The sequence below is a fragment of the Streptomyces alboflavus genome (assembly GCF_000716675.1).
GTDB lineage: Bacteria > Actinomycetota > Actinomycetes > Streptomycetales > Streptomycetaceae > Streptomyces > Streptomyces alboflavus.
In genome coordinates this window covers 25506-38922 of sequence record NZ_JNXT01000036.1, presented here as the reverse complement: position 1 = coordinate 38922, position 13417 = coordinate 25506, and the positions used below count along the sequence as shown (strand labels likewise).

Sequence of the window (13417 nt, the reverse complement as noted above, 5' to 3'; positions counted from 1 at the left end):
ATGAGCGGATGCTCAGGTTCATGTTCGTCGGCGACTCGATGACCATCGGTAGCGCCGGGGAACACACCTGGCGCTACTGGATGTGGCGCCACCTGTGCGCCACCCACGGCGCCCCCTTCAAGATCGTCGGCCCTCGGGAGACCTTGTACGACAAGGCGACCGAGGCCCCCACGTCGTACGAGTACGCCGAACCCGACTTCCCCCGCCGCCACTTGGCCGGCTGGGGCGAGGGCTGGCAGCATCTGACCCCGCTGATCGCCGACGCCGTCAAGGCCGACCGCGCGGACGTCCTCCTCGTCTCCCTCGGCCTCATCGACCTGGGCTTCTACACCAACGCCGAGCAGACCGCCGCGAACGTGGCCCGCTTCGTCGCCGAGGCCCGCCGCGCCAACCCGCGCGTCGCCCTCGCCGTCCTGCCGGTCATACCGAACGTCCGCGCCGAGGACGACCCCGACTTCGCCACCGAGGTCGCCCGCTTCAACGAACTCCTCGCCAAGACGGTCGCCGACCTGGACACCTCCGCCTCCGCCCTGCTCCTGGCCTCACCCCCCTCCGAGTACGACATCCACCTCGACACCTACGACGGCACACACCCCAACGAACACGGCGAGCGGAAGCTGGCGGCGGCGTTCGCGGCGGCGATGTGGGAGGCGTGGGGGCTGGGCGGACCTCCGGAGTAGGCGGACCTCCGGAGTAAGCGGCCCGCAGCGCCCGGGGGCTCGTCGGCCCGAGCGGAGCCCAGCCCGCGGGGCCTGCCCTCAGCTCCCGCGGAGTCCGCCGTCAGCTCCCCCGGAGCCCGCCCTCAGCTCCCGCAGAGCTCCGCCTCGACCACCGCGTCCTCCCCCTTCTGCTCGCCCCAGTCCCCGTTGCGGTTCATGGTCAGCACATGCCGTCCGTCCGCCGAGGCCACCGTGCGGCTCGCCGAGCCGGGGATCATGCCGCCGTGGCCCCAGGCCCAGCAGCCCTCCTTCAGCTTGAAATGACGTATGCCGAGGCCGTAGACGTCCTCCGGGCCGCCGTGCCCCTTGTCGCCGTCGACGGGGACGGCGGCGAGCAGGGACCGCTGCTGGGCGGGCTGCAGGAGCCGGCCGCCCAGCAGCTCCGCCATGAACGTGTTCACGTCGGCCGTGGTCGATATGAGCTGCCCGGCGGCGAAGGCGACCGTGGGGCTGAACTCCGTGACGTCACGCACCTTCGCGTGCGGCGGGTCCTCGAACAGCGTGGAGTAGTGCGTCGCGTGCGGCCGGGGCAGCTTGGGCGAGTGGCCGGGCACGCTGGTGCCGCGCAGGCCGAGGGGGTGGATGACGAGCCGGTCGACCGCCTTCTTGTACGTGTCGCCCGTCGCCCTCTCGATGATCATTCCGGCGAGTATGTAGTTGGTGTCCGAGTAGTCCCACTTACCGGGTGCGCCGGGCCTGCTGCCCTGCTCCGGCTGGAAGTTGGGCGGGTGGGCGAGCGCGATGTCGACCAGTCGCGCGGGCTTCCACCGCCTGTATCGGTTCTTGTCGAACTCGTCCCCCGCGTACTTGGCGCGGAAGCCCTCGTCCATGTTGTAGTCGAAGATCCCGCTCGTGTGGTTCAGGAGGTGCCGCACGGTGATGGCCTTCGGGCGGTACCCCTTGCCGCGCACCATGCCCGGCAGCCACTTCTCGACGCTGTCGTCCAGGGACAGGCGGCCCTCGGCCTCCAACTTGAGCAGCACCACGGACGTGAAGGTCTTGGTCAGGCTGGCGATGCGGAACCTCTCGTCACTTCCGCGCGGCTGCCCGGTCGTGAGGTCGCGGACACCGGCGCGGCCGTGCCACGCCCGGTGCCCCTCCCTGACCTGGGCTATGACGCCGGGGGTGCCCTGCTCGACGATCCGGTCGAGGGCGGCCTGGGTCGGGGCGTGTGCCGGGGGCAGCGCGTGTGCCGGGGACGGCGGCGGCCGGTGCGGCCTGTCGGCGGGGGCAGCGAAGCCCGGCGCGGCAGCGGTGAGCGCGCACACGGCACCGAGGACCACACCGAGGACGGCCGGGCGACGACGAGAGGGTGAGCGCAGCGAGTTGTGATTCATGGATCCAGCTCATCAGCCGGGCCCACCCCGCTCCATCAGGAATCCCCCGGAGATCGCTCAGGGGAACACACTAGGGGCCCTACGCCCCCACCCCTGATCCCCGCCCGCTCCCGGCACCCGAGCCCTGCTCCCCCCACCCCCGGATCCCGAACTTCCCGCCCTCCCGCCGCACTTCAGCCACCCCGGACCCCCCGAAGTGCGCGGGCACGAGCAACTCCCCCTCGTCAGCGGCCCGTTCCAGCACCCGCCGACGGCTGGCGGCCGCCCCCACCGGGTCCTCGCACAGACAGCTGCTGCACTCCGGCTCCAGGATCTGCACCGGGGTGTGCAGCAGATCGCCCACGAAGACGGCCCGGTCCGCGCCGGAGGCGAGCCGCAGCACGGCGGAGCCCGGGGTGTGGCCGGAGGCGGGTTCGAGGGTGAGGTGCCCGTCGACGCGGTGGCCGCCCTCCCACAGCACGGCCTGCCCGGCCCGCACCACCGGCTCCACGCTGTCCGCGAAGATGTTCCGCTGCTCCTCGCGGCGGGCGCGCCCGGCGTCGTCGCGGGGCACGGGCCGGTCGGCGGCGCCCTCCGGCGAGAAGTACGCGTGGTCGGCGGCGGGCATGAGGTACGAGGCGTTGGGGAATGTGGGCACCCAACTGTCGTCCTCCGCGCGCGTGTTCCAGCCGACGTGGTCCCCGTGCAGATGGGTGTTGACGACGACGTCCACGTCCTCGGGGCGTACGCCGACGGCCGCGAGCCGCCCCAGGTAGTCCGTCTCCAGCTGGTCGAAGTGCGGCGATCCGGGCCGCCGCCGCCCGTTGCCGACCCCCGTGTCGACGAGGATCGTCCGCCCCTCGCTGCGCAGCACCCACGTCTGTACGACGCCGACGACCTGGTCGTCCTCGGGCTCCCAGAAGTCCGGCTCCAGCCACTTCCGATGGGCGTCCCACACCTCGGGCGGGCAGTCGGGCACGAGCACCCGCCCGGACCCGAAGCGCCCGCGCAGCTCCTCGACCCGCAGCACCTCGACGTCCCCCAGCATGAACCGCTCCATGACCCCGCCCTCCATCAGCCTCGCGTCGGTCTTCGACCGCCGCACCCCACGCTAGGAGACGGCCATGAGCGCCTCAATGCGCGAAGGCCTCATGCACATACGCAAACGTCTCACTCTCCGCGTACGCTGACCGCATGGACGTGGTGAGCGACGCGATCGCGGCGGTCCGGGTCGGCGCCCCGTCGGCGAACCGGGTGCGGGCGGCGGGCAGTTGGTGCGCCCGGCTGTCCGCGTACGAGGGAGCAGGCTTCCACGTGGTCCTGGCGGGCAGCTGCCAGCTCCTCCTCGACGAGGGCCGCCGCCCGGTCGCGCTGGGCCGGGGCGATGTGGTGCTGCTTCCGCACGGCTCGGAGCACGTACTCGCGGACGCGGCGGCGGAGGGGCCGGCGGCGGCGAGGCGGGCGGTGAACTTCGAGAGCTGGTCGGGCCGAGACGAGCCGAGCGCCCCCGGCCCGGGTGCCCCCGGATCAGGCACCCCCGACCCGAAAACCCCCACCACAGAGCTGATGTGCGGCAAGTACCGCCTCGACCGCGCCCGCGCCCACCCCCTCCTCACCGAGCTGCCCGACGTGGTCCACCTCCCGGCCGCCCCGGACCGCCACCCCGAACTGCACTCGGCGCTGGCCCTGTTGGCGCACGAGACGACAGGCACGCGCCCCGGGACGGACATCGCCGTACCGGGCCTCCTGGACCTGCTCCTCGTCTACCTGATCCGGGCGTGGCTGGCCGACCGGGCGGAGGCGGGGACGCCGGGCTGGGCGTGCGCGCTCGGCGACCCGGCGGTGGCGACGGCCCTGCGCGTGCTGCACAGGGACCCGGCCCACCCCTGGACGAACGAGACCCTCGCGGCCCGCGCGGGCGTCTCCCGGGCCACGCTTGCCCGCAGGTTCACGACGCTGGTCGGCCGCCCGCCGATGGCGTACCTGAGCTGGTGGCGGATGACGCGGGCGGCGGCGCTGCTGCGGGACAGCGAGGCGCCCCTGGACGCGATCGCGCGCCGGGTGGGCTACGGCTCGCCGTACGCCCTGTCGCACGCGTTCAACAGGGAGTTCGGGGTGACGCCGGGCCGGTACCGGAAGCGGGCGGGCACGCCCGGCACCGCACTTGGCGGCAACGAGAGCGCCGCTGGACGTGGCAGCGAGAAAGCTGTTGAAGCTACTGAAGCCGCTCAAGCCGCTCAAGCCGCTCAAGCCGCTCAAGCCATTGAACGTACGAGTCCGCAGGGCGAGTTCCCATATGGAGATCCCGACCACGGAGGCACAGCGTCACCTGGCCGTCGACCGGCGAGAACGCACGCCCCAGGGCGACACACACCTCCCCCGCGCGGCGGAGCGCCTTCACCCCTGTAGGCGATTGCTCACCGCGACCGCCCCGCGACGCTGGACCCATGACGCTGAAGATCATTCACACCCGCCCGCAGGTCCCGGACACGGAGCGGCCCGTTCCGCGCTGGGCGACGCGGCTTGCGTACGCGCTTCCGCTGCTTCTGTTGCCGTCATGCCTGTGGCGGCTGCCGTTCGCGGTGCACTTCGAGATGGGGCAGGCGCAGGATCTGGGCATGCCGCCGTACTGGGTGAGCGTCCCGTACGTGGTGGCGCTCAGCGTGCTGAGCGAGGTGACCGCGATCCTGGCCATCGGGCTCGTGCGGGGATGGGGAGAGGTGGCGCCCGCCTGGATCCCGGTCATCGGCGGGAAGCGCGTGCGGCCGCTCGCGGCGTTCGTGCCCGCCGTCGTCGGCGGTCTGATCCTCACCGCGTTGTTCACCGGCGTGCCGATCGGCGAGCGCCGCAGGCTCACGCTGTTCGGCGTCACCGAAACCGTCGAGTACTCCAACAGCGCCTGGCAGGCGCTCGCCACCGTGTGCATCTCGCCGACCGCCGTGTGGGGGCCCGCCATCATCGCCCTCGCCATCGCGTACTACCGCCGCCGTCGCCCCGGCGCTACCCCCACCGGGGAGCGCGAAGGCGCGCGCCTCAGCGCGCGGGCGTGTGAAGGATGCCGTTGATCAGGACGTTCAGGTGCCATGTGCCGCGGTCGCCGTGGGCGAACAGGGACGCGCGGAGTGCGGTGATCATGGGGTACTCGTCGGCAGGAAGGGACGCGTAGCGGCGGTCCGCCGCGGTGATGGCGTCCACCTTGCCGATGTCCTTGGTGTTGTACACGCTCTGCTCGGCCGCCGCCGCGGCGACGTGGAGGAAGAGCAGGTCCACGGCCCACCCGGCCGTCGTGTCGTCCAGGCCGCCCTCCTTGAGCAGCGCGAGCATGCGATCCAGGACGAGCAGCGCGTTGTCGCCGGTGGGGATCGCCCCGAGGGCCACGGCCGCCAGGCCCTCATGGCGGCTCATCGCCTCCGTAGCGGCGGCCATCAGCGCCCGGAGCCGCTCCTGCCAGGTGCCCTCCGCGGCGACAGGGACCTGCGCGAGGGCCGCGTCCAGCATGGCCGTCATGAGGTCGTCGCGATTGGCTACGTAGACGTAGAGCGAGGCCGGGCCGGTGTCGAGTTCCTTGGCCACGCGGCGCATCGTCAGGGCGTCCAGGCCGTCGCGGTCCAGGATCTCCAGGCCGGTCCGCACGATGACGTCGCGGCTCAGGGGGGCCTTGGCGGGGCGCGCGCGGCGGCTGGTCGGCGGGGTGGTCATGGGGGAAGCGTAGCTGCGGGCGAACGCCGTTTGACACGAACAGCGTTCGTTACCTAGCTTGGAGGCACGACAACGAACGCCGTTCGTGACGAACGGCAATCGTCACGGTTTCCTGGCGGCGGTACGACGACCAAGGCACTCGTCGGCCTCACGGCCCGCCCCGGCCACCGGCCCGCCTGGGCCACCGGCCCGCCCGACTCGCCTGCCCGGCCCGGCCCGCTCGGCCCACCCAGGCCCAGCCCGGCCTGCCCGGCCCACTCAGCCCTCACCACCCCAAAGGAACCATCCCCCATGATCCTCATCACCGGCGCCCGCGGCGCCGTAGCCACCCGCCTCACCGCCCTCCTCCACGCCGACGGCCTCCCCCTGCGCCTCGGCTCGGCCCACCCCGACGACCTCGCCCCGCCCTCCGGAGTCCCCACGACCCGCCTCGCCCTCACCGACCCGGCCGACTTCCCCGCCGCCCTGACCGGCGTGAAGACGGTCTTCCTCTACGCCTCCCCCGACCGCGTCACCGACTTCGTCACCCACGCCGAACAGGCCGGAGTCGAGCACATCGTCCTGCTGTCCTCGTCGAGCGTCCTCGGCCCCGCCCCCGAGGACGACCCGCTCGCCGCGTCCCACCTGACCGTGGAGAACGCCCTGTTGGCGTCCGGGATCACCACGACGATTCTCCGCCCGGGCTCCTTCGCCTCGAACGCCTCAGCCTGGGCGTGGCCCATCAAGGCCGGCCGCCCGGTGAGCCTGCCGTTCCCGGACGCGCACAACGACCCGATCCACGAGCTGGACGTGGCGGAGGCGGCCCGAGCCGTCATCCGGGAACTCCGGCACCATGGCGGCACGTTCACCCTGAGTGGCCCCGAGTCGCTGTCGTTCACCGAGCAGATCGACCAGCTCTCCACGGTCACGGGCCGCCCGGCCTCGATCAAGCGGGTCACACGCGAGGAGTGGAAGGAGGAAATGGCAGAGTACATCCCCGGCAAGTACGCGGACGCGCTCCTGAACTGGTGGGAGTCCAACGACGGCAAGCCGGTAGCCCTGACCTCCACGGTCGAGGAGCTGACGGGCCACCCGGCACGCCCGTTCACGACATGGGCCGCCGACCACATGGCCGACTTCACGACCGACTGAACCACCAGCCCGAATCTCCTACCGGAACAGGGAAGTTGGGCACGCCTCCCCGACTACCGTAGGTAGGCATGACGGGCGACAACCACATCTCCGGCGGCGAGCAGCGCGACGTCATCCAGGCGCAGTCGATCGGGTCCGTCACGTTCGGCGGGGAACGGGCGGGGGCGCCGCAGCAGCGGTACTTGCAGGACCCCGACCGCTGGCCGGTCGCCCGCGACTGGGACGCCCTGGACGCCGGGGCGCATCGGGCGCGGCCCGGCGAGGACGGCAGCAAGTTGCCGCCGTACGTCGCGCGGGACGTCGACGGGGAGTTGCGGGAGCGGATCCAGGAGGCGGCGGAGGACGGCGGCCTCGTACTGGTGGTAGGGGATTCCACGGCGGGGAAGACGCGGGCGGCGTTCGAGGCGGTGCGGGAACTCCTGCCGGGGTACCGGGTGTTGGCGCCCCCGGTGGGCGCGAAGCTGCGGCCTGCTCCGGAGGTGCTGGAGGGCTCCGGGGATCACGGGGATCTGCGGTGCGTGGTGTGGCTGGACGACCTGGAGCAGTACCTCGGGCCGGAGGGGCTTGAACCGGAGGTGCTCGCGGAGTTCGTACGGCTGCGGGTGCCGGTGGTGGCGACGATGCGGCTGAAGCCGTACGAGACGTTCAGTGTGGGCGAGGACGGCGGCGCCGATGCCGGGGGCGCCACGCAGAGTTGGGCCGGGCTGGGGGCTCGGGTACTGAGGAAGGCCGAGGCGGTCGACCTGGAGCGGCTATGGAGCGAGGGAGAGTTGTCCCGCGCCCGGGACAGTGACGACTCGCGGATCGCGGATGCGGTCGCGCGCCACGGGACGTACGGAATCGCCGAGTACATGGCGGCCGGGCCGGTGCTGTTGCGGGAGTGGCAGCGTGCGCGCCGAGCGTGCGGGCATGCGCGTGGGGCGGCGCTCGTGACGGCGGCCGTGGATCTGTCGCGGGCTGGGTTGCGAGGACCGTACTCGCAAGGGTTGCTGGTGGAGGTGCACGAGCGGTCCCTGGCGGACGCGGGTGGTTCGGTGCTGCGGCCGGAAGGGATCGAGGAGGCGTTCGCGTGGGCTTCGCGGGTGCGGCTGGGGGTGACGAGTCCGTTGGTGCCGGTGAAGGAGGGGTGGTGGTCGGCGTTCGACTATCTCGTGGACGGGGCGGAGGCGGCGGTGCCGGACTGGGTACGGGAGGCTGCGCTCGCGTACGCGGGCGATGACGCCGAGCGCTTCGCCGTCGCGACGAGCGCCTACCAGGGCGGTGCGCTCCAGGTCGCGGAGGCGGCCGTGCGGCCACTGGCCGAGAAGGGCGACTGGCGTGCCATGTGCAACCTCGCGCTCCTGCTGGAGGGGACCGACCGCGCCGAAGAAGCCGAAACCCTCTACCGCCAAGCCCACGCGAAGGGCCACCCCGACGCCACAGTCAACCTCGCCGTACTCCTGGACGAGACCGGCCGCACTGAAGAAGCCGAAACCCTCTACCGCCAAGGCCACGCAAAGGGCCATCTCTACGCCACGGCCAATCTCGCCGTACTCCTGGCGCAGACCGGCCGTACCGAAGAAGCCGAAACCCTCTGTCGCCAGGAGCACGAAAAGGGCGACCTCACTGCCACGACCAACCTCGCGCTCCTCCTGAGACTGACCGATCGCGCCGAGGAAGCCGAAACGCTCTACCGTCAGGCACTCGACCGAGGCAACCCCTATGCCGCGCCCGGCCTCGCCAACCTGCTGGCTGCCACGGGGCGCACGGATGAAGCGGAGGCCCTCCGCAGCCAGTTCACCAACAGCGCCCCGGACTGATCCCTCACCCCACACCCCCGACCAGCCCCGCAACCCGCTCCCTCCACACCACCCCCCTCACAACCCCCACCTGTCCCGCTGCCGCCCCCACCCGACACCGCCCGCACTCCCGCTCCTCCCCCACCCGTCGGAACACGTGCTCATCCCCGGGCCCCTCGCACGTCACCAGCACCCCAACTCCCGCCCCGGGCGCGGCCGCCACCTCCACCGCCGCCGGAAGCTTCCGCTCCAGCCGATGACGTACGAACCCGGCGGCCGACCGCACGCCCTCCGCAGGTAACCCGGCCGTCAGCGCGAGCCGCAGCTCGGCCGCCGACACACCCCGACGCAGCCACTCCGCCGCCTGGTCCGCGAGCCCTCTGGCCTCCCGCACCCCGAGCAGCAGCTCCTGGCTGACGTGCCGCAGCGACAGCAACACCCGCTCGGCTTCGGCGACTTCCGGCTCGGCCTGCGCTTCAGGTTCAGGGTCAGGTTCAGGTTCGGGACCGGGTTCGGGTGGGAGGGGGGAAGGTTCTTCCCCCACGTTCTTGTCCGGGTAAGAGCCACCGACTTCCCGACCCCTCGGCCGACCGACCGTCCGTCGCCGCGCACTCGGCGACACCGGCGACACCGGCGGATCCGGGGGCGCCGGGATCTCCTGGATCTCCTGGATCTCCGGGCAACCTCCCTCCCGAACCACCCCCGCCTCCTCACGCGTGAGGGTGACGTTCGCCAGCAACTGTTCCGTGATCCAGCGCCCCCGCTCGCCTTGCCACCGCCACTCGTGCAAGTAGCCGCCGTCGGCGAGGAGTCGCTTGGCCTTCGTGTAGCGCCGCAAGGGCGCGATAGCATGCCGAAGCATCCCGATGGACTCCAGATCCACTCGGTGGTGTAGGTCCTCGGGCGGTGTTGCTAGCACCTCCGGGGACCGCTCCATGCGCGCTACCGCACAGAGCGTGATTGCGCGGTCACCGTACCGTAGCCAACACCCGATCCACCATTTGTTGCAGCAACTCCCCCTCCACGAACGGCGCTTCCCAGGTCGGCAGCGAGCGCCAGTCAAGTGGCCAGGTGTTGCCGTCCAGGGCGGGTACGCCGACGAAGGCGACGCCCCGGCCGTCGCGGCCCAGCGCGCGGGCGCCACCTCGCCAGACGTGCAGGGCGGCTGTGCCCGCGCGCAGGACGAAGTACATGTTCCGGGCGCCCGCCGTCTCGCGGATGATCGGGCCCGCCTTGAAGTCGGTGAACTGGATCAGTTCGTACGCGACTTGGTCGCCCAGTTCGCCGGGGATCCGGATCGCGTCGAAGAGGACGCCGGTGTGGCGCAGGGCGTGGCCGTGGGCCGGGATCCAGGGGTGGACGAGGGTGGGGGGATTTTCCAGGTTCATGGAGCACATGATCACGGGCGCTCACATACTGTGACCAGGGCCTGGTGGAGGCTGTGCTGTGTTGTGCACCTGAGGAGGTCGCTGTGCACTCCGGTGAACGAGGGTCGGGGAACCTCAAGATGTTCGGCGCGTTGCTGCGCTTCTTCCGGGAGCGGGCCGGGATGACCCAGGACAGCCTGGGGGCATACGTGAAGTACTCCAAGTCCCAAGTGGCCATGGTGGAGCGGGGAGAGCGGGCGCCCAAGGGGCAGTTCGTGGAGATCGCGGACGACGTGCTGGGTGCACAGGGTGCACTCTTGGCCGCGGGCGCGAACCTGAAGGCCAGCCGGTTCCCTGCGTGGTTCGAGGAGTACGCCGAGGAGGAGGCAAGGGCGGTCGCCATCTACATGTACGCGAACCACGTGATCTCGGGGCTTCTCCAGACCGAGGACTACGCGCGTGCGATCTTCGGCACCCACTGCCCGCCCATGGAGGACGACGAGATCGAAGCGCGCGTTGCGGCCCGACTTGAGCGTCAGCAGGTTCTGTGGCGTAAGCCCGCACCAATCGTCGGCTTCGTGCTGGAGGAGATCACGCTGACTCGGCCGCTCGGCGGCCGACAGGCACTCAAAGGGCAGTTGGAGAATCTGCTCGATGTTGGCCACAGGCGCAATGTCGAGATTCAGGTGATGCCGCACAAGCGTGAGGAGCACGCCGGGCTGGACGGGCCGATGATTCTGCTGGAGACCTCCGAGCGCAACCAACTCGCATACGTCGAGGGGCCGAGTGGCGGGTACTTCGTCAGCGAACACCCTGAGCTCGGCAACTTGTTCGCACGCTATGGCATTCTGCGAGCTCAGGCTCTCAGCCCCGAAGAGTCCGCCAAATTCATCGAGCAGGTGGCAAAGGCCCTATGAGCACTGACCTGAACTGGTTCAAGAGCAGCTACAGCGGCAGCCAAGGCGGGGAGTGCTTGGAGGTGGCCCTCGCCTGGGCCAAGTCGTCCTACAGCAGTGAGCAGGGCGGCGAGTGCGTGGAAGTGGCCCCCTGCCCCACCCTCGACGCGACCGCCGCCGTCCACATACGCGACTCCAAGAACCCAACCGGTCCGATCCTCCGCATAGGGCGGGCCACCTGGACCGCCTTCCTCTCCGCGCAAAGACGTCTCACCTGAGCGATGTACTGGAAACGCTCAGCTCCAACTGGGCGAAGGCCCCTGCGGCTGCCCGTACGCCAACGGTCGACCCGTGTGCGCATCGAGCAGAACGCGGTCGCCCAGAGGGCGCTCCAGCCGCACCGTCACCCGCCTCTTCTTCGCCTGTTTGGTGCAGTCGCCCTCCTCCGGGTTCTTGACGGAGGCCGACAGGACTACGCTGCCGCGCGTTTCCAGCACGTCGACTTTGGGCCCGTCGTCGCAGGCGCCGTGAAGGGCGACCACAGTCACCGCGCGGCGGTCAGCCGCAATCCGGACCAGTTGGTCGAGCGGGCCGCCGGGGAGGTCACGGACTGGTTCGACCGGCGGAGCGGGAAGCTTCGACGGGATGGCAGCGGCTCTCTTGAGGGGAGAGTCGTAGCCTTCCAGGGTGAAGAGCCAGGCAGGAACCTTCGCCGGCCCGCGGCTGGTCGGCAGCGTCATCCTGCCCAGCTTCGCCCCGGTCACGGTGAGGTGTGGTCCGTCGACGCGGGCGCGGGCCAGAGCCTTGTACGCCTTGTCCGCCTCTGCCAGAGGGCGTGTGAGCGATCCGCCGTTCGCCCAGGTCACCCGACCGCCCTTCGGTGCGGTGGCGGGCAACTCGCCTCGCAGAATGTACGTCTCGTTTCGATAGGCCCGCTGATCGGCGTGGCCGCGTAGGCCGCCCTTCGGCAGTTGGACGGCCTCCCCCATGGGGAAGTAGCCGTGTTGCCATGCCCCGGCGGCGTTAGACCCGTCCCATGCCGCAGCGACCTGCCGGGCGCGGTCCCCGACCTCCGAGCCGTCGGCGGCCTCCTTCTTCTCGCTGCCGCAACCGGAGAGAGTGCCCGCCACAGTGACGGACGCGGCCACCAAGGCAAGCAGGACCGTGGTGCGGGACGCCCTGATACGCATTTCGACCTCCGGAACACGACGGTGTGACGACAGTGACACCCCTCGGACGTAGTTGGCCCTGGATGGGTTCACCGGCTGCGACAGCAGTGGAGGAAACGCGTCAGTAGACGCGGAGGCCGCGCTCGTTCAACACCAGTTGCACCTTCGTGGAGATGGTACGGCGGTCGTCCTGCCCGTCGGAGTCCCCACAGGGCTCGTCTACGTGGTTGCCACCGGAAACGATGCCGAGGGCCGTCTTACCGTGGAGGAGAGGCCCTCCGCTGTCGCCGCGCTTGGCGCAGTGGCTGGACTCGTACATGTTGTACATCGTGGTTCCGTCGTCGTAAGTGACGGTGACACTGGTCTTGGTTATGTGGCCGACCTTGTCCTGACTGGTGCGTCCGATCCGGTCTGCGTCTTCGTTCTCAGCCGCGAACCGGGAGTTGTCGATCTGCTTGTAGACGCCGCCCCAGTACCTCACAGTCCCGTGCGTGGTGAGGTTCGCGTTGTCCTTCTTGATGGTCGCCCAGTCCGCTCCACGATTGGCATCGCCGCCCTGGGCTCGGTACGCGGTCTGCGTGCCGATGCGGGTGCTGTCGTGCGCGACGCGCCACACGTTGCCGGTACCAGGTACGCAGTGCCCGGCCGTGAGCGTGTACACCTTCCCCGATGAGTTCTTGGTGTTGAACGCGGCGCTGCAGACCGAGCCGTTGGAGGTGATCCCATTGGCGCCGCGGAGGGTGGTGGCGGTCTCCATCTTGCCGTCGAGCCTGTCGATGCGCACTGCACCGGGGTGCGCCTCCGCCACCTGTTCGATGCGCGCTCGGTCGGCAGCGGAGACACCGTCGAAGATCTCCACAGAAACCTGATTGCTGCTCGCCTCGACACCCCAGGCCGTGTTGGGAATTCCGGCCAACTCGTCGAGCTCCCTCTGGATGGAGGTGAGTTCGGCTGCACTACGGGTCACGAGCCTCGGGATTCCACCCGCATCCCGGACGGTTTGCGCGGCTGCCGGGTCGGTGACCGCGACTACGAGGCGTCCGTCCTTGTAGTACGTGCCGCCGGTCCGGTCGTCTCCGAGTTGCGACGCCAACTCTGCGGCCTGCGTGGGGTCGGTGAGCGGCGTCGGATCCCCGTCGGCGACGGCCAGGTCGTGGAGCTACCGTGAAGAATGCGCGCAATGGGTCTCGTGCCGTGCGGTCCCTCCCGAGTCGGCAGCGCCCGCCAGACGGACCACGCGCCCTCGGGCCATCCCGCAAAGGCGGGCTACGCGCACGCGGTCTTTCGGCGCCCACTGGCTCCAAGAACCCAACCGGTCCGATCCTCCACCTCCACCCCGCCA

Annotated in this window: 13 protein-coding genes and 1 pseudogene; 7 read left to right on the top strand and 7 right to left on the bottom strand. The window is 70.7% G+C overall.

All coding sequences use genetic code 11. The features are described from left to right. Window positions 1-8 precede the first annotated feature (8 nt). Entirely contained in the window at window positions 9-680 is a 672-nt protein-coding gene (locus tag OO63_RS25090) for a GDSL-type esterase/lipase family protein (RefSeq protein WP_030361499.1), read from the top strand. 122 nt (window positions 681-802) lie between these two features. Here OO63_RS25090 and OO63_RS25085 read toward each other — a convergent pair whose 3' ends face one another. After that, the gene (locus OO63_RS25085; protein ID WP_078619346.1) at window positions 803-2056 is read right to left on the bottom strand and encodes a serine hydrolase domain-containing protein; all 1254 of its coding nucleotides are present in this window, start codon (window positions 2054-2056) and stop codon (window positions 803-805) included. A gap of 79 nt (window positions 2057-2135) precedes the next feature. Further along, window positions 2136-3095, bottom strand: a complete 960-nt coding sequence (locus OO63_RS25080) for an MBL fold metallo-hydrolase (protein ID WP_078619353.1) — start codon at window positions 3093-3095, stop codon at window positions 2136-2138. A 134-nt stretch (window positions 3096-3229) separates the two neighbouring features. On the opposite strand from OO63_RS25080, the pseudogene OO63_RS25075 reads away from it, so the two are divergent. Continuing rightward, a pseudogene (locus OO63_RS25075) lies at window positions 3230-4186 on the top strand (AraC family transcriptional regulator); the annotation flags it as partial. Between the two features lie 296 nt (window positions 4187-4482). Then, a complete protein-coding gene (locus OO63_RS25070; RefSeq protein WP_033264439.1) occupies window positions 4483-5100 on the top strand; it encodes a hypothetical protein in 618 nt (205 codons plus the stop codon). Here OO63_RS25070 and OO63_RS25065 read toward each other — a convergent pair. Beyond that, on the bottom strand, window positions 5069-5734 hold the full coding sequence (locus OO63_RS25065) for a TetR/AcrR family transcriptional regulator (protein WP_030361494.1): 666 nt from the start codon (window positions 5732-5734) through the stop codon (window positions 5069-5071). The genes OO63_RS25070 and OO63_RS25065 overlap by 32 nt on opposite strands. Before the next feature lie 291 nt (window positions 5735-6025). Between OO63_RS25065 and OO63_RS25060 the strand changes: the two genes are divergently transcribed. Together OO63_RS25060 and OO63_RS45560 are read left to right on the top strand one after the other, a co-directional pair. Beyond that, window positions 6026-6865: an SDR family oxidoreductase gene (locus tag OO63_RS25060; RefSeq protein ID WP_030361493.1), complete on the top strand. Its 840-nt coding sequence runs from the start codon at window positions 6026-6028 to the stop codon at window positions 6863-6865. Between the two features lie 68 nt (window positions 6866-6933). Further along, window positions 6934-8664 (top strand): tetratricopeptide repeat protein, encoded by a 1731-nt coding sequence (locus tag OO63_RS45560; RefSeq protein WP_051811163.1) that lies wholly within the window; start codon window positions 6934-6936, stop codon window positions 8662-8664. Between the two features lie 4 nt (window positions 8665-8668). Here OO63_RS45560 and OO63_RS44855 read toward each other — a convergent pair whose 3' ends face one another. Together OO63_RS44855 and OO63_RS25045 are read right to left on the bottom strand one after the other, a co-directional pair. Beyond that, a complete protein-coding gene (locus OO63_RS44855; RefSeq protein WP_199819535.1) occupies window positions 8669-9580 on the bottom strand; it encodes a hypothetical protein in 912 nt (303 codons plus the stop codon). Between the two features lie 31 nt (window positions 9581-9611). After that, the gene (locus OO63_RS25045; protein ID WP_030361490.1) at window positions 9612-10031 is read right to left on the bottom strand and encodes a hypothetical protein; all 420 of its coding nucleotides are present in this window, start codon (window positions 10029-10031) and stop codon (window positions 9612-9614) included. Window positions 10032-10114: 83 nt separating this feature from the next. Between OO63_RS25045 and OO63_RS25040 the strand changes: the two genes are divergently transcribed. Then, window positions 10115-10927, top strand: coding sequence for a helix-turn-helix domain-containing protein (locus OO63_RS25040; protein WP_234311346.1), 813 nt, complete (start codon window positions 10115-10117; stop codon window positions 10925-10927). Further along, window positions 10924-11184, top strand: coding sequence for a DUF397 domain-containing protein (locus tag OO63_RS25035; protein WP_030361488.1), 261 nt, complete (start codon window positions 10924-10926; stop codon window positions 11182-11184). The genes OO63_RS25040 and OO63_RS25035 overlap by 4 nt, the downstream gene beginning before the upstream one ends. 18 nt (window positions 11185-11202) lie before the next feature. Here the strand turns inward: OO63_RS25035 and OO63_RS25030 are convergent, their stop codons facing one another. Together OO63_RS25030 and OO63_RS25025 are read right to left on the bottom strand one after the other, a co-directional pair. Further along, a complete protein-coding gene (locus tag OO63_RS25030; protein ID WP_030361487.1) occupies window positions 11203-12096 on the bottom strand; it encodes a hypothetical protein in 894 nt (297 codons plus the stop codon). A gap of 100 nt (window positions 12097-12196) precedes the next feature. Next, window positions 12197-13168 carry a S1 family peptidase gene (locus OO63_RS25025; protein ID WP_078619343.1) on the bottom strand — a complete coding sequence of 324 codons (972 nt, stop codon included), beginning with the start codon at window positions 13166-13168 and terminating at the stop codon, window positions 12197-12199. Between the last annotated feature and the right edge of the window lie 249 nt (window positions 13169-13417).